This window comes from Streptomyces sp. NPDC057877 (assembly GCF_042796855.1).
GTDB lineage: Bacteria > Actinomycetota > Actinomycetes > Streptomycetales > Streptomycetaceae > Streptomyces.
This window is the reverse complement of the sequence record NZ_JBHVMS010000009.1, coordinates 77,427-91,682: the sequence shown is the minus strand read 5'-3', so window position 1 is coordinate 91,682 and position 14,256 is coordinate 77,427. Positions and strand designations below refer to the sequence as shown.

At 70.2% G+C, this 14,256-nt stretch carries 15 protein-coding genes and 3 pseudogenes; 8 read left to right on the top strand and 10 right to left on the bottom strand.

The genetic code is table 11. The annotated features are described in order from the left end of the window. Positions 1–92: 92 nt before the first annotated feature. Positions 93–1,112, bottom strand: coding sequence for a LacI family DNA-binding transcriptional regulator (locus ACFVQG_RS27110; protein WP_383388268.1), 1,020 nt, complete (start codon positions 1,110–1,112; stop codon positions 93–95). Between the two features lie 207 nt (positions 1,113–1,319). Between ACFVQG_RS27110 and ACFVQG_RS27105 the strand changes: the two genes are divergently transcribed. Further along, on the top strand, positions 1,320–2,693 hold the full coding sequence (locus ACFVQG_RS27105; RefSeq protein ID WP_383388266.1) for a mucin-1: 1,374 nt from the start codon (positions 1,320–1,322) through the stop codon (positions 2,691–2,693). 603 nt (positions 2,694–3,296) lie between these two features. Here ACFVQG_RS27105 and ACFVQG_RS27100 read toward each other — a convergent pair. Beyond that, positions 3,297–3,503 (bottom strand): DUF5988 family protein, encoded by a 207-nt coding sequence (locus ACFVQG_RS27100; protein ID WP_210927280.1) that lies wholly within the window; start codon positions 3,501–3,503, stop codon positions 3,297–3,299. 171 nt (positions 3,504–3,674) lie between these two features. On the opposite strand from ACFVQG_RS27100, the gene ACFVQG_RS27095 reads away from it, so the two are divergent. Further along, on the top strand, positions 3,675–4,232 hold the full coding sequence (locus tag ACFVQG_RS27095; RefSeq protein WP_383388264.1) for a GNAT family N-acetyltransferase: 558 nt from the start codon (positions 3,675–3,677) through the stop codon (positions 4,230–4,232). Positions 4,233–4,682: 450 nt separating this feature from the next. Here the strand turns inward: ACFVQG_RS27095 and ACFVQG_RS27090 are convergent. Next, positions 4,683–4,934: pseudogene (locus ACFVQG_RS27090) on the bottom strand (alcohol dehydrogenase catalytic domain-containing protein); the annotation flags it as partial. Between the two features lie 230 nt (positions 4,935–5,164). Continuing rightward, on the bottom strand, positions 5,165–5,446 hold the full coding sequence (locus ACFVQG_RS27085; protein WP_383388262.1) for a hypothetical protein: 282 nt from the start codon (positions 5,444–5,446) through the stop codon (positions 5,165–5,167). Positions 5,447–6,250: 804 nt separating this feature from the next. Between ACFVQG_RS27085 and ACFVQG_RS27080 the strand changes: the two are divergent. Beyond that, a pseudogene (locus tag ACFVQG_RS27080) lies at positions 6,251–6,478 on the top strand (IS5/IS1182 family transposase); the annotation flags it as partial. Positions 6,479–6,493: 15 nt separating this feature from the next. Here ACFVQG_RS27080 and ACFVQG_RS27075 read toward each other — a convergent pair. Both ACFVQG_RS27075 and ACFVQG_RS27070 read right to left on the bottom strand, forming a co-directional pair. Next, entirely contained in the window at positions 6,494–7,063 is a 570-nt protein-coding gene (locus ACFVQG_RS27075) for a TetR family transcriptional regulator C-terminal domain-containing protein (protein ID WP_383388260.1), read from the bottom strand. Positions 7,064–7,347: 284 nt separating this feature from the next. Then, on the bottom strand, positions 7,348–7,593 hold the full coding sequence (locus ACFVQG_RS27070; RefSeq protein ID WP_383388258.1) for a hypothetical protein: 246 nt from the start codon (positions 7,591–7,593) through the stop codon (positions 7,348–7,350). A 444-nt stretch (positions 7,594–8,037) separates the two neighbouring features. Here ACFVQG_RS27070 and ACFVQG_RS27065 point away from each other — a divergent pair, with 444 nt between their 5' ends. Next, positions 8,038–8,202, top strand: coding sequence for a hypothetical protein (locus ACFVQG_RS27065; RefSeq protein WP_383388256.1), 165 nt, complete (start codon positions 8,038–8,040; stop codon positions 8,200–8,202). 386 nt (positions 8,203–8,588) lie between these two features. On the opposite strand, the gene ACFVQG_RS27060 is transcribed toward ACFVQG_RS27065, so the two are convergent. Beyond that, positions 8,589–9,044 carry an Lrp/AsnC family transcriptional regulator gene (locus tag ACFVQG_RS27060; RefSeq protein ID WP_383388254.1) on the bottom strand — a complete coding sequence of 152 codons (456 nt, stop codon included), beginning with the start codon at positions 9,042–9,044 and terminating at the stop codon, positions 8,589–8,591. A 123-nt stretch (positions 9,045–9,167) separates the two neighbouring features. Between ACFVQG_RS27060 and ACFVQG_RS27055 the strand changes: the two genes are divergently transcribed. Further along, positions 9,168–9,716 (top strand): RBBP9/YdeN family alpha/beta hydrolase, encoded by a 549-nt coding sequence (locus tag ACFVQG_RS27055; RefSeq protein WP_383388253.1) that lies wholly within the window; start codon positions 9,168–9,170, stop codon positions 9,714–9,716. A 101-nt stretch (positions 9,717–9,817) separates the two neighbouring features. On the opposite strand, the gene ACFVQG_RS27050 is transcribed toward ACFVQG_RS27055, so the two are convergent. Continuing rightward, positions 9,818–10,786, bottom strand: coding sequence for a helix-turn-helix transcriptional regulator (locus ACFVQG_RS27050; RefSeq protein WP_383388251.1), 969 nt, complete (start codon positions 10,784–10,786; stop codon positions 9,818–9,820). Between the two features lie 63 nt (positions 10,787–10,849). Here ACFVQG_RS27050 and ACFVQG_RS27045 point away from each other — a divergent pair, with 63 nt between their 5' ends. The 3 genes and pseudogenes from ACFVQG_RS27045 to ACFVQG_RS27035 all read left to right on the top strand — a co-directional run. After that, a complete protein-coding gene (locus ACFVQG_RS27045; protein WP_383388249.1) occupies positions 10,850–11,236 on the top strand; it encodes a VOC family protein in 387 nt (128 codons plus the stop codon). Positions 11,237–11,259: 23 nt separating this feature from the next. Next, entirely contained in the window at positions 11,260–11,397 is a 138-nt protein-coding gene (locus tag ACFVQG_RS27040; RefSeq protein ID WP_383388248.1) for a hypothetical protein, read from the top strand. Positions 11,398–11,644: 247 nt separating this feature from the next. Then, positions 11,645–12,116 (top strand): annotated as a pseudogene (locus tag ACFVQG_RS27035) (TetR/AcrR family transcriptional regulator); the annotation flags it as partial. A 77-nt stretch (positions 12,117–12,193) separates the two neighbouring features. On the opposite strand, the gene ACFVQG_RS27030 reads toward ACFVQG_RS27035, so the two are convergent. Together ACFVQG_RS27030 and ACFVQG_RS27025 are read right to left on the bottom strand one after the other, a co-directional pair. Continuing rightward, complete coding sequence (locus ACFVQG_RS27030; protein WP_383388246.1) at positions 12,194–13,231, bottom strand: protein kinase family protein; 1,038 nt, start codon at positions 13,229–13,231, stop codon at positions 12,194–12,196. Between the two features lies 1 nt (position 13,232). Beyond that, the gene (locus ACFVQG_RS27025) at positions 13,233–14,000 is read right to left on the bottom strand and encodes a class I SAM-dependent methyltransferase (protein WP_383388244.1); all 768 of its coding nucleotides are present in this window, start codon (positions 13,998–14,000) and stop codon (positions 13,233–13,235) included. Positions 14,001–14,256: the final 256 nt, after the last annotated feature.

Sequence of the window (14,256 nt, the reverse complement as noted above, 5' to 3'; positions counted from 1 at the left end):
GTGTGCGGTGTGCGGTGTGCGGTGGGTGCGTGGACGGTGGAGCCGGGGGGATCGGCCCTCCGGGAACGGATGGTTGACGAGGCGGGCGTGGGCTACCGCTGCCGCTGGCTGTGCGGCGGAGCGGTGGTCTCGCGGAGGACGAAGCGGATGGGCATCTCGACGGGAGCCGCTGGCCCGGCGTCCGGGTCGTCGAGCTGGGCCAGCAGCAGCCGGGCCGCCTCCCGGCCCTGGGCGGCGACCGGCTGGGCCACGGTGGTCAGTCCGACGACCTCGGACAGCTCGTGATCGTCGAAGCCCACGACGGACACGTCCTCCGGCACCCTCAGCCGGTGCCGGCGCAGGGCGCGCAGCGCACCCATCGCCATCTCGTCGGACTGGGCGAACACGGCGGTCGGCGGGTGACGCAGCGCCAGCAGCTCGGTCATGGCCCGCTCGCCACCCTCGACGGTGTAACCGCCGTCCGCCTCCAGGCCGGGGTCGTGCTCGATCCCGGCGTCGGCCAGCACGTCCAGGTAGCCCTGGCGGCGGTCCAGGGGAGTGGTCCAGTGCAGCGGCTCGCTGGCCCCGGAGATGATGCCCACCCGGCGGTGGCCGAGGTTCACCAGGTGCCGTACGGCGCTCTCCGCCCCGCCCCGGTCGTCGATGCCGACCACCGTGAAGCCGGGCCGGGCGCCGCCGACCGTGGTCGCCAGCGGCACGTCCAAGGAGCGCAGGGCGGCGGCCTCCTGCGGGTCCGGGATCAGCAGGGACAGCACGGCGTCGACCCGCTTGCGGATCGGGAGCTTGGTGAAGAAGCGCTTGCGTACCTCCGGTGAGCCGAGGTTGTAGAGCAGGACGTCGTAGCCGGCGGCGCTGAACACCTTCTCGGCCGCGTCCAGGACGGTGCCGAAGAACCAGCGGCCCACGTACGGGACGACGACGCCGATGGTGTAGGTGCGCCCGCTGGCCAGGCTGGACGCCGAACGGGACGCGGTGTAGCCCAGGTCGGCGGCGGCCGCGACGATCCGGGCCCGCATCTCCTCCGACACTCCGGGGCGCCCACGCAGGGCGCGGGACACGGTGGACGCCGAGACACCGGTGGCCTCGGCGACATCGGTGATGCTGACCGTCACGGGACGCTCCTTGTTCGGGTACGCGCCGCGTGGCCGGGGCCCGGCAGCACGTCGGCGTGAGGGGGAGTGACGAGACCGTAAACCCGCCCCAGCAGTTGCGCAAGCGTTTGCGTTCGGATTTACTGCGGCTGGTCACCGGAGGAACTCTCACCAGCCAGAGCACAGCGCACACGCTTGAGTGCCGCTGTCGGCAGACAGGACCCGTCCATGCGATACGCGCCGCCCGGCCTCTGCGTGAACGACTTCGACCTCCTGCGCCACGGGGACGGCACCTACACCGTGCTGCACCTGCAGGGCCCGTGGACGGCCGAGTTCGACCACCTGCGCATGGAGACCTCGTACGGCCGGGCCACCTCCGCCGACCTGGTCCACTGGGAGCCGCAGGGCACCGCCTTCGGCAACGGCCTGCCGGGCCGCTTCGACCAGCAGGCGGTATGGACCATGCACGCCTTCCCGCACGGCCCCGGTACGGCGATGCTCTACACCGCCGTCTCGGGACTCACCCCCGGTGGCTGGCCCCTGCAGTCGGTGGGCCTGGCGTACTCCGACCGCACCGACGGCACCGGCTGGCGCCGCCACGGCACAAGGCCGGTCGTCGAGGCCGACCCGCGCTGGTACCGCACGGGTGAGCGCATGGGCTGGCGCGACCCCTTCGTCGTACGCGACGACGAGTCCGACGGCTGGGTCATGGTGCTCTGCGCCGCCGACGCCACCCTGCCCGTCGACGTCAGCGGCTGCGTGGCATGGGCGACCTCCGACGACCTGGAGCACTGGACCGTTCACCCGCCGCTCGTCTCCCCGGGAGACGTCGACGAGTTGGAGTGCCCCGTCCTTGAACGCCTCGACGACGGCAGTTGGCTGCTGCTCGGCTCCATCGGCGCGACCCGCGGCTTCGAGGCGTGGACGGCGCCCCGCCTGCGCGGCCCGTGGACCCGTCGCGGCCCGCTCGGCCCGACGGGCGCGTACGCCCCGCGTGTCGTCGCCGCCCCCGACGGCTCCCGCGTCGTGCTGCACACCACCCCGCGCCGCGTCGGCCTCACCGACACCGGTGACCGCTGCCGCGGCATGCTCGCCCAGCCCAAGAAGCTGGTCGCCCTGCCGGGCGAGACGCCACACCTCGCGTGGTGGCCGGGCCTGGAGCCCTGGCTCCAGGAGCAGACCCGCGATCCCGCGCTGCACGCGGTCGGCGACGTCGACGTCAGCGGACGCGTCGAGGTCGTGCTGCGCGCCGAACATCCCGGCGACGACCGCGCCGCCCTCGCGGTGGTCTGCGACGGCACCGATCTCCGGATCACCGGCCCCGGGGGAGAGGCGCTGGCCTGGACCGCCCTGTCGAGCCTCCCCGGCACGCTGCGCATCCTCACGGTCGGTGAGTACGTCGAGGTCTACGCCGACGACACCTTCGCGCTGACCGCTCTGAGCTATTCCGGTCGGCCCGTCCCCTGGACGGCGGTCACCGGCAAAGGGGCCAGCCCAGTCCCGGTCCGCCCGGTCCGCCTGCCCGACCCGTTCCGGGACGACGCCTCCGCGGTGTGGCCCGGCGCGACGGCACCGCCCGCGGAAGCCGCCGGGCGGAGGTGACCTCCGGCGACCGCGTGTCTGAGCCGCTCCTGAGTCCGGCCTTCGGGCCGCCGAGGAGTGCGATGCCCACCCGGGTCGGGCCTGCGGCAGCGCGACTGCCGGGTTCACCTCCGTGAACCCGGCGGATGTGGCGACATCGAGTCGAAGGCCCGCCAGCACTGGAGCCGTTGGGACCGTGAGGCCGTCCGGTACGCGACGGCTGCAGCGGCCTCGCTGCCGGGCTCGGTGGTCTGCCGGTAACGTCCCGCCGACTTCGGCACCCTGGCGCACAGCGGCTGGAGTCCCCGCAATCGACTTGCGGTGCATGTGCCGTGCGCGGCCGACGCCTTCTTGTCCATCGCGGTCGCGGACCTGCTGCCGGAGATCACCACGCTCGGTCAGCCACCAGCTCCCGCACTTCCGGCGTGCCCCGTCGCGGTCGTCCGCCCGCGCAACTTCCCATTGATCAGCGCGCTAGTGACATGCACCGGATACATCGGGATCTCGTCGGCGGTCTCGCTCGCGGTTACCTTGGACTCCGCCGACACACGACTTCGGCGGCACGAGGACCCGGGATACGAAAACAAGCTACGGACTTGAGCCCGGGATCTCCGGCGCAGGACGCTAGCCCGGCATCTCCGTCCGCTCCCACCACTCGTAGACGGGGAGGCGGCCCTCGGGCGTGTCCGCCTGGCGCGCCGTCGGCCTGAAGTGCTCGTAGCCGTTGCGCAGCTCGATTTTCACGTCCGGCCCGGTGGACGGGGCCAGGACGATCCGGTCGGGCAGGTCGTCGGGGCCGCCCTCGAGAAACACCTTCGACGTGTCGTTCATGAGTTCACCGGTTCCCCTCGTCAGAAGCCTGTGTCCCACGCCGTGCGCAGGATCAGCCGAGTGGGCGATCCGCCGGGCCGGTTCCCGTCGGCCCGGCGTCCGCCGCCGTCCACGGATCAGCGTATGGCCGGTCCCCGTCCCCGTCCGGCGGTGACGGCGGATACTGGTCGAATGACCACGACCGCATCCGCCGTCACCCCGCGTACCGCGCACACCGCCGACCTGACCGCCGACGAACTGCGAGAGCTACGCGCCCTGTTGGACGACGCTTTCGACGGCGACTTCGCCGACGAGGACTGGGATCACGGGCTCGGTGGCATGCACGTCCTCATGCACGACGACGCCGGCCGGCTCCTCGCGCACGGCGCGGTGGTCATGCGGCGCGTCCGGTACCGGGACCGCTGGCTGCGGGTCGGCTACGTGGAGGCGGTCGCCGTACGGTCCGACGCGCGCCGCTCGGGGCTCGGCGGTCGGGTGATGGCGGAGCTGGAGCGGGTGATCGGCCGGGCCTACGACGCGGGGATGCTGTCCGCGACCGACGAGGGGGCCGCGCTGTACGCCGCCCGCGGCTGGAGGGTGTGGGGCGGGCGGGTCTGCGCGCTGGGCCCGCAGGGCATCGTGCGGCTGCCCGGAGAGGAGGAGGGCCTGTTCGTGTGGCGCGCCCTCGCCGGTCCGCTCGACCTCGCGTCCGAGCTGGTCTTCGACTGGCGGGACGGGGACGTGCTCTGACGGTCCGAGGAGTCCCGCACCGTGGCCCAGCGGTTCATCCGCAGATCATCAAGCCCCGGACGCGGGGCGTCGTCACGTCCGGCCGAACCGCATACCTCTTCTGCTACCCCAGCCTCGCCGTGTGCTCCGCGATGACGAGCGACCTCCGCACGCTTCCCGGTTCCCCTCATATGCGCCTGCAACCGGAAACCGTTCGGGACAGGATCTGATCCAGGTGTACCCGCATCCCGAGCCTTCGCCACGAGCGGACAGCCTCCGGCGAAGCCGGAACACCCGGGAGAGATCCCGCCCCCGCCAAGGGGGGGCGACCCGTCCAGCGCCGGACGTGTCGGCGCGTGCAAGATGTCCGACTGCGAGCACAACGTCGACTTCGCATCCCGTGCCCCCGGCACCACCGTCAGCTACCAGCACACCGAGGTCGACTGCCTGACCTGCGCACCCGCCTGAGTCTCACGGACCAGGGTCCGCTGGCGCCGAGTCCGCCGATGCCCTGCAGGGAGCGGCCCACCTCCACCGGTCAGGCGCGGTCCGGTCGCGTGGTGGGTGGGGTTCGGTGCAGTACACGAAGTGCCCGTGGCGGCACATCGCGCACGCGCCGCCGTGTCCGCCCAGGTAGCCCAGACCGCCCCGCTGTCCGACGTGCCACCGGGAAACACCGTCACCAAGAGCGTCGATCCGGCCGATGACCTCGTGCCCCGGGCACCACGGGCCCGCCGGACGGCCGACTGCCGGTCATGTTCATGATTCCAGCCACGTCGCTGTGGCAGACCCCGCACGCCTCTACGACGATTCGGACCTGTCCTGCTCATGGCCGCTCGAACTCTCGCTCGACGAGGGTGAAATCACCGTCAGCGGTCGCCTCGACGGCGCGATAGCCGCTCGCGACGTCCTCCTGTTCCTGTCCGGGCCCTGTCGGGTTGACGTCCGTCGCTTCACGAGACCCTGATGTCGGTGAGGCCGATGGAGACGATCACCGGTTCGGCGACCTTCTGGTTGTGCTCGTCGGTGAGGTGCACCGAGCGCCGGGTCGGGAGCACGAGGCCGTCGAAGGTCCGGTGCTCCCACGTGTAGTGCGCCGAGTCGCGGTCGGCGGCACCGAACACGTCGGGACGGTAGTCGTGGCGCCGGATGAGGCCCTCGACGTCGATGTAATAGGTCTGCACCTGGCTGTGGGTGGCGATGCGCTCGGGGAAGTCACCTCCAGGCGCCGCCACGTCTCGCCGTTCTCCTCCCACGGCTCGATCTCCGTGGTTGTGAAGCCCGGCTCGGTGAAGACGAAGGGCTCGGTCAGATAGGTCCACATGGCGTACCCGGCGAAGTACGCCGCGTGCACCCGGTCCCACGGCGTCTCCAGTGTGTGACCGGCGAAGGACTCCCGCGGCTGGACACGCTCCTGCGTCACCTGCCCGTCGAGGGACTCGATCGCGACTCGGTCAGGGGTGTACACCGCGCGCAGCCCCGGCTCCGCGAAAGGCGCGAGGGTGGCCGACTGCCGGTGCAGGTCGGCGGTGATGGTGTAACGGTCGAGCACTCCGGGTTGGCCCTTGAGGCCCCACAGCGCGCCGTCGGCCTGCACCTCGGCCGTGATCTGAGTAGCGGAGCGCCAGCGGTCGAGGCCGCCGTGGGCGGCGATGACGGTGTCGAGGAGATCGGACATGGAGGGTTCCTTCCTGGTTCCGACCGTTCAATATGACCAGTCGTCTTAATAGCTAGAAGCGGATCGCCTGAAATGCAAGAGAGAGCGTCGTCATCAACACCTGGTGGGCCGCGACGACCGGACCGGGTGCCCCCGCCGCACGCCCGCGCGCGGGTTCCCTGGGGGCGCGGGCGCGTGATGAACAACGTGATTCCGCATGTCGGCGGCGAGCCGTCGCCGCCGACACCCTTACGGCAGTCGCGTCAAAGCCTCAGAGCTTCGGTGAGCCGGACGGCCCCGAGGAGCCCTTCCTCCGCAGGTCGCCACGTACTGGCGGACGAACCCGACCTCGCGGCAGCTGTCTCCCCTGCTCGACCGCAACGACCGCAACGACCGCAAGGCGTGGGAGCTGTCCGGAGTCGAGAACTCGGTCGGCGACGCCGCCGTGATCGCAGACGGCTGCCACGGAACTGTCCTGATCATTACGCACTCCCGAGAATGCGGCAGGACTGAGCTACCGCCCCGGAAGGAAGCCCGCACGGCTTCCCACCGCAAGGGCGCCCGAGTCGAGCACTCCTTCGCCCGGATGAGGACCTGGAAGATCCTCCGCGCTCCGGGGCAGCCCTCAGACGACGATCGCGTCGAAGACGTCGAAGAAGCTGTCCAGGGGAGCCCGGCGCCGGGTCACCTTGGCCCGCAGCACCGCGCCTTCCCACCCGTCCACCAGAAACTGCCCGAGCTGGCCGGGGGAGAGGGCGCTCGTGAGGGCGCCGGCCTCACGAGCTTCTTCCAGTACCTGTGTGACGGCGTCGGTCCAAGCGCTCAGCCCGGCGTCCACTTTGCCGCGCATGGTGTCGGTCTGGTTCGACAGTTCCGCCCCGAAGTTCCCGAACATGCACCCGCGCTCGTAGGAGAAGTGCTCCAGATCCGCGGCGAGGTACTCAAAATGGGCGCGGAGCCGCGGCACGGGCGCCAGTTCCTCGTCCGCGAGCATCTCCAACCTGCGGGAGGCGGCGTAACGGTCCAGGACCTCGCTGGCGAGGGCTTCCTTGTTCTCGAAGTGGTTGTACACCGACCCCTTGGGAATTCCCGCCGTGCGGGCGATGTCCTGAATCCCCGTGCCGTTGAAGCCGCGCTCGTGGAAGCACTCCATGGCGGCCTCGATCAACTGCGGACGAACGCTGGGCCTGGGCATACGGACCCCCTTTCTCCCATACGGGATAATATGAACGGTCGTCTTGCTCGTCAAGCGGGATCGGTGACGAGCGGGATGCTCACGCCGTGCCAGTGCCAGTGCCAGTGCCAGTGCTAGTGCCAGTGCCAGTGCCGGGAGCTGGGTGCGCGCTGGCGATGTGGGGCATCCGGTGCCGCACCGGGGGGGGAGCCGATGTCTCGCGGCGCGATGGCCGGGCGGGCGTCGCGGCGGCGGACGAGGCGGTGGCCGGGCCGGGGCAGGGGGCGACGGCGGCGCCCTCGTCATCACCACCACCCTGTGTCGGTGATCCGTGAGGGCGAGACAGGTCCACTACTGAGGGCCCGCCGGGGTCCCAGCCGCTGCCAGATGACGAGTTCGGCCAGGCGGGCGGGGTGGCCTGGTCGGCTCTGCCGCCAGGGCAGCTGTCGCAGTTGCCGACGGAGCTTCTTCTGGTTGTCCTTGACGACCAGAAGGTAGTGCCCGTCGGCGGCTGCGGTGTTCTTCGCGGTCGGGCGCCGGGTGGCTGTCATGCGGGGCGGCGGTCGGCACGTGTATCGCGGTCGCGATGTCGGTGCGGGACCCACGTAACCGCCCAGCGAATCACTCAGGACTGACCGTCCGGCATCGACCTTTCGCGACCGCGGAACCGGCGGTAGGCGGTCCCGACCGGGCCCGGAGAGGTAGCGGTCAATGACTAGGCCACTGTCCGGGGTGGACAACTGCTGTGTCATGAAGCCGATGAGTCCTCTCTCCGCCAGCCACCCGTGCCACACGACCTCGTTGTGATCGGGGCTGACCTCGACCGGGATGACCGCCTCAGGATGCCCAGCCAATGAGGGCTGAGGCCACTCCGACTCGGGAACTTGGTCACACAGCGGGCGGACGCCCGTACCCCAAGCTCCTCCGTCAACTCCCGAATCGCGCGCCTCTTCATAGGATTCACCAGCAGCAACCGCCCCGCCCACCACGACCTCATGATGTCCCGGGTACCGGGCCGCTCGCTCGGACCGTCGATGCACGAGGATCCGCCCGTCTCGATCACGGCACAGCGTTACGGCGGCCCGATGCAGCGAACCCAGGCGGACGGCATCACCGCGAAGCACCACGGCAGATACCTGGTCCTGCTCCTGCCGTTCTAGCTGAGGGAGCTGGAAGAACTCACAGGCATCCGCAGTGATGTCGTGCGCACTTCGCGATGGAGACACTGTCGGATCCGTCAGCCGTCATGCCCAACGTGCCCGTTGTCGGTACGGCCGTCCATGTCGGTGTGATCGCCGTCAACATAGAGCAAAGGGCCGCGCTATGCCCACGTCCCGGCAGGAAACGGTCAAGGTCGAGGTGACGTTCTTCGTCGCTGTCGCTGTCGCTGTCGCTGTCGCTGTCGCTGTCGCTGTCGCTGTCGCTGTCGCTGTCCGGGCGCCCTGGCGGGCCCGGTCGCCGATGCTTCGTCGACCGCCCCATCGAGGGCCGACTTCGGTTGGACGCTAGGTCTGAGGTGGATGCTCCTCGACCCTCTGGCTGCGGGTCATGACGTTGTCGGCGTGGTGTCGGTCAGAGGCTTCCGGGGGTAGGCGCGGAGCACGAGGGACGTGGTGACAGGACCGTAACGGGCAAGTGCGTCGACGACTTCTTCGAGTCGTCCTGCCTGGGGGCAGTAGACGTCGAAGACAAGGCAGTCCTCTCCGGTGACCCTGAGGGTGGAGGCGATCTCGGAGGTCCGGGAGGCGTAGTCCAGGGCGCGTGCGAGCTGGGCGTGTGTGGTGCGCAGCCGGATGACCGCGTGAATGTTCAGACCGAGGGCTGCGGGGTCGACCACGGCTCGGTAACCGGTGATGACGCCGCTCTTTTCCAGCCGTTGGATGCGCGCGCTGGCCGCGGGCTGCGAGAGTCCGACGCGGCGCCCCACCTCCGCGCCGGTCAACCGGCCGTCGGTCTGGAGCAGAGTGAGGATGTCTCGGTCTATCCGGTCGAGTGATTCCATTGTTGTCCGCACCATTCTCTTTGAGATCACTTGCGTCACCGCCGCTGCCCTGGTGCATCCCACAGAATGTGCGCCAGGTGCTCCCGCGATCGTAGGGAGCGACGAGTGGAACGGTGGTGGGCAGTGGTCTTGTACGTCATCATCCCGGGTATCGACGGCTCGGACGGGCGGCACTGGCAGACCCTGTGGGAGCGGCAGTGGGGCACCTCAGCGGTGAGGATCTCCCCTTCCTCGTGGTCCGCCCCCGATCTGGATGACTGGGTTGACGCTGTCCAGGAGGCGTACGACGACGCTTCCCGGCAGGGCGGCCACGTTGTGTTGGTGGCCCACAGCCTGGGCTGCTGGGCCGCGTCCGCCTGGCTGAACAGGAACCCCTCCAGCCCGACAGGCAGCGCGTTCCTGGTCGCACCGCCCGACCCGCACGGGTCGGCCTTCCCACGCCAGGCGGCCGCGACGTTCACCGGGGTGTCGGCACAACCGTTGCCGTGCCCGGCCCTGGTGGTGGGCAGCACCAATGACCCGTACTGCACCCCCGAGGCAGCCGCCGGGTTCGCGGCGGGCTGGGAGGCGCGATGGCACCTCGCGGGCGCGTCCGGACACATCAACTCGGCCAGCGGCCTGGGCTCGTGGCAGGACGGCCGTGAACTCCTGGACTCGCTGACCCCGCGGTGATCGACCACCGTGGGGGACGTACAGCCACCGATCACAGGGGTCGCGGTCGGTACGCCGGGCACGGTGGCCGCCGTTGCCAGTCGAGTGGCCGCCCCGTCTTCCTACCCGGGCTGGCCGTTGACGTTGTCCTCGAAGAGTTCCCGGGTACGGCGCAGCAGAGCTTCCCGTACGGCGTCCGGTGACAGGACCCGAAGGGGGGTGGCCAGGCTGAGGAGGTACTTGGCGAGCCCGTCCGCGTCGGGGCCGCCAATGTCGACGATCGTGGCGTCGCCGCCCTCCTCCGGGCGGTGCGCACCGACGGTCGGCGGGATCAACCGAAGTGCCTGCTCCATGGTCAGGGGCAGGCGGATCGTCACGTAGAGCGGGTAGGCGCCGGTGGCGATGGAGTGGGAGACGAGCAGAGCCGGGTCAGGTGGGTCGATGAGTTTGACCGGGAGCCCTGTCGGTTGTATCCGGCCGACTCTGTCGGCCCGGAAGGTACGCCACTCGTCCCGCGTCACGTCCCTGGCCACGAAGTACCAACGGCGTCCCGTGTGCACCAGGCGGTACGGGTCGACGTCCCGGACCGTGTCCCTCCCTTCCCGATCGCGGTAGGACAGGCGGCTGCGCTCGCCCCGGATACACGCGCCGGCCAGTTCGAGCAGCATGCCGGACACGATCTGCGGCTCGTCGAGCCTCGTGGTGTGGACGAATGCGGCGTCCATCTCACTCAGCCGGTCCGCGATCCGGCGCGGCAGAACCTGACGCAGTTTCAGGAGAGCGGACAAGGCGGCCTGGTCGCCGCCGAGAACCCCGCTGAGCGCCGCCTCGCGCAGCCCGACGGCCACGGCGAGCGCCTCCTCCTCATCGAGGATCAACGGCGGCACCCGGGCCCCAGCCCGGAGGCGGTATCCGCCCCATGGCCCAGGATCGGACTCGACTCCGTAACCGAGTTCCCGGAGCCTGGCGACGTCCCGCCGCACCGTGCGCTCGGTGACCGCCATCTGCTTGGCCAGATCGGCGCAGGTCCACGACGGCCGCGCGGACAGCAGCGACACCAGTCGCAGCAGACGGGCGGAGGTGCTGATCACGTTTCCCAGTGTCCCGCATGACCAGGACCGAATCTGTCCTGGTCCCGTCATAGCGTCTGCCGCATGAGCACTGGAAACCCTTCCGCACCCGCGATCCGCTACGCGGCCATCACTTTCGACTGCCCGGACCCCGCCGAACTGGCCCGCTTCTATGGCGAAGCCCTCGGCCTGCCCGTCGCCTACTCCAGCGACGACTTCGTCCTGCTCGGCCAGGAGGGCTCGGCCGGACTGGGGTTCAACCGGCTGGCCGACTACAAGCGCCCCACCTGGCCGGACCCCTCACAGGAGAAGCAGGCCCACATCGACCTGGGCGTCGACGATCTGGACTCCGCCCAGGCCCACCTGCTGGCCCTGGGCGCTGTCGAGCCCTCGGCCCAGCCCCAGCCCGACCGGTGGAGGGTCCTGCTGGACCCCGCCGGCCACCCGTTCTGCATCACCACCCTGGTCTGAACATGATCGGCAGAATGATGACCATGACCGCGCACCCGGGGCCGCACGCCGAAGGTCCCGACCCCGCAGATGTCCTCGCGCTCCTGTCGTCCCCGCCGCAACGCACCGACCTGACTGTCCTCGGCGGAGTGGGCCTGCCCACCGTCGGCGGTCGGCCCTGAGTCATGCCCCTGGCCGCAGGGAATGGCCCGCTCGGAGACCGGTCCTGTGGCTGGGGCGCGTACGGCGTCGGCGGGCGGCCGGTCGCTGGTTGGGCTTGACAGCGACTGGCCGCACCGGGGTACGGTGCGTCCGGTGACGTGTCCGGAGCGGCGATGCGTTACTCGGCCTCGGTGACCGCGTGTTCCAGGGCCGAGGATGGGGGCGGTCGCCGGGATGACAACGATCCGGGATGACACCGATAAGGATCAGGCTGGGGTCTCGCCGACAGCTCCGTACCGCCACTACTCGGACCGCGACGCGCTCGTCCCCGCCGTCGCCGCCGAGTGGTACCGCGAGCTGGCCGAGCGCCTGGCCACGGCGTACCCCTCGCCCGACGACACCGGCTGAACTCGCGACCGTCGCTGCCGCCTACGTGCGCTTCGCGCTGGAGCATCCGGCGATGTTCCGGGTGTTCTTCGCCGAGCCGTGCGACCCCACCAGCGAGGAGCGGGTCAGGGTGACCGAGGCCATCTCGGAGTACGTCCGCGGCATCGTCCGCGCGGCCTTCCCCGAGGCCGACGCGGACGCACTGTCGACGACCGTGTGGGCCTTGGTCCACGGCCTGGCGTTCCATCACCTGGACGGCAGGCTCGACGCCGCCAGCACCGAAGTCGTCGACCGTCAGGTGCGTTCCGCTGTGCGGGCGCTGTTCGTGGTCTCGCCCGCGATGTCACAGTCGGTTGTGGGGGAACGGGATCGGTGGGGGCGTAGGAGCACCGCCCCCGGGTCAGTGAGGGTCCGAGCGAGCGGCTCGTCTCAGGGGGCAGGCGGCAGGGGGCAGGGGGTCGCCCGGCTCACCTCCCGGAACTGACGGTAGAAGTCCCCCATCACCGCGGCGACCGGTGCGTAACGGACAAGCAGTGCCGCGATCGCCGCGGGGACCCCCTCCGGGTGCACGCCTTGGGCGCAGGCGCGTACGAAGGCCCTGCGTTCTTCCGGTGCGTGCCCGTACAGGGCGACGACCAGCCAGTTCACCAGATGGGTGACGGAGTAGTGCCTGTCGTAGGCGCGGTGCCGGTCGAAGAAGTCGGCCTCGTCGTGGGGGAGTTGGAAGTGGGAGGAGATGGCCAGGCCGTAGTCGGTGAAGAAGAGTCGGTGGCCGTCCGTCAGGATGTTCTGGAAGTGGGCGTCGAAGTGGAGCAGTCCGTGGGCGTTCATGAAGGAGATGCCGGATTCCAACTCGTCGTCCACCATGGCGCAGGCACGTTCGGCCGCCTCGTCACCGGCTCCGATCCGGGTGCCCAGCCAGTCGTGCAGGTTCTGCGGGATGTACTCCAGGAACAGCGTGAGGAGGGCCGTGGAGTGTCGGAGGGCCTCGATGCGGTGGCGTACCGCTGATCCGCCTCCCCAGTAGGCGACGGCTCGCTCCACGTCGGCGAGTTCGTCGGGCAGTGGCTGGCCGGGGCCGGGCAGGACACGCCAGTGGTACAGCAAGGGGAAGCCCTCATGGGCGCCCGTGAGCACCCAGTTCGTCGTCATGGTGTGCGCGGCCAGCTCCCGCCAGGCTCCGAAGCCGGGGCCGCCGATGGTGCCGACGCCGTAGTGGCAGAAGAGCGGCAGTCCGAACAGGTTCGTCGTGGAGTGGACGTTCTCCGGCTGTCGCTCCAGATCGGTCAGGGGTATCTGTTTGACGAACACCGGCGTCTCGTCGACCTCCAGCAGTACTGATGTGCCGCCGATGCCGGAACCGAGTGGGGTGGCGGTGTCCAGGAGTTCTCGCAGCCTGCTGTCACTGCACAGCGTGAGCGATGTGGAGACGGCCCCGTGGGCGGTCAGGCGAGCACTGCGGGACATGTCAGGGAACTTCACCCGGTTCGAGCGTGAGCATCGGCTCGGCCAACGCGGGCGCCGGTGCGTCCGGATGCGCGGCGACTGCCTGTTCCAGTCGTCGGAAGCCGGTTTCCAGTTCGTCGGGGTTGAGCTGGGCGAAGAGTGAGAGGGTGCGCAGGCGGAGTCGTTCGAGCATGTCGCCGAGGGTGCCCGGGGACGGCTCGGTGACGGTCGTGAAGTCGGTGACGCGCCACCCTGCCGAGGTGAATGTCGCGATGACCTCGTGCAGTGGCTGGAAAAGCGATGCTTCCACCTCGTAGCCGCGGGGGAAGTACTCCAGCCACCAGGGCCAGGGGTGGTGGTCGCTGAAGTTCGTGCGGAGGAGCAGTCGGCCGCCCGGCCTGAGGACCCTGGCCAGTTCGCGGGCCGCGCGTGGCTTGTCCCGGACGTGGTGCCAGGACCAGGCCATGAGGGCGTAGTCGGCGCTGGCGGACGGCACGGGGATGGCCTCGGCGGCGCCTGCCACGTATCGCACGTCGGGGTGCCGGGACTGCCTCTGCGCCACCTCCCGCATGCGGACCGACGGCTCTACGCCGGTCACGGGGCCGAACGCCCCAGCCAGCGCGGGCGTGAAGCGGCCGGTCCCGGAGCCGATGTCCAGCCCTGTCAGCGGGCGTCGCTCGGGCAGCACCGCTTCGAAGGCGCTGACCCATACGTCGAGTTGCCGCTGGCTGAGCGCGCGGCCGCGTGCGTAGTCCTTGTGCTGCTCCGTGTCGTAGTCGATCGACCTCATGGCACCTCCGCGTCGGCCGGGGATCGCGACCAATGGGCTGCATGTATCGCTTCGATATATCCAGACGATATGTGGAGTCGTGGCACCGCACAAGGTGACCGTGCGACGGGAGTTGCACCGGCGACACGGTGCCAGCCCCCGCAGCCAGGGCTGGGAACCGGCGACCTCGATCCCGAAGCCGATCAGGCCGACGCCTGTGACGGACAACAGCTCCACCAGCGCGGCGCCCCGGTCGGTCAGTCGCTGGCGTACCTCA

Bases quoted from the DNA above. Each gene is read 5' to 3' on its own strand.
- ACFVQG_RS27060 (WP_383388254.1), bottom strand. From the start codon at position 9,044: ATGGAATCACTCGACCGGATAGACCGAGACATCCTCACTCTGCTCCAG.
- ACFVQG_RS27095 (WP_383388264.1), top strand. From the start codon at position 3,675: ATGACCACGACCGCATCCGCCGTCACCCCGCGTACCGCGCACACCGCC.
- ACFVQG_RS27070 (WP_383388258.1), bottom strand. From the start codon at position 7,593: ATGACAGCCACCCGGCGCCCGACCGCGAAGAACACCGCAGCCGCCGAC.
- ACFVQG_RS27030 (WP_383388246.1), bottom strand. From the start codon at position 13,231: ATGTCCCGCAGTGCTCGCCTGACCGCCCACGGGGCCGTCTCCACATCG.
- ACFVQG_RS27025 (WP_383388244.1), bottom strand. From the start codon at position 14,000: ATGAGGTCGATCGACTACGACACGGAGCAGCACAAGGACTACGCACGC.
- ACFVQG_RS27105 (WP_383388266.1), top strand. From the start codon at position 1,320: ATGCGATACGCGCCGCCCGGCCTCTGCGTGAACGACTTCGACCTCCTG.
- ACFVQG_RS27075 (WP_383388260.1), bottom strand. From the start codon at position 7,063: ATGCCCAGGCCCAGCGTTCGTCCGCAGTTGATCGAGGCCGCCATGGAG.
- ACFVQG_RS27040 (WP_383388248.1), top strand. From the start codon at position 11,260: ATGACCGCGCACCCGGGGCCGCACGCCGAAGGTCCCGACCCCGCAGAT.
- ACFVQG_RS27100 (WP_210927280.1), bottom strand. From the start codon at position 3,503: ATGAACGACACGTCGAAGGTGTTTCTCGAGGGCGGCCCCGACGACCTG.
- ACFVQG_RS27045 (WP_383388249.1), top strand. From the start codon at position 10,850: ATGAGCACTGGAAACCCTTCCGCACCCGCGATCCGCTACGCGGCCATC.
- ACFVQG_RS27065 (WP_383388256.1), top strand. From the start codon at position 8,038: ATGATGTCCCGGGTACCGGGCCGCTCGCTCGGACCGTCGATGCACGAG.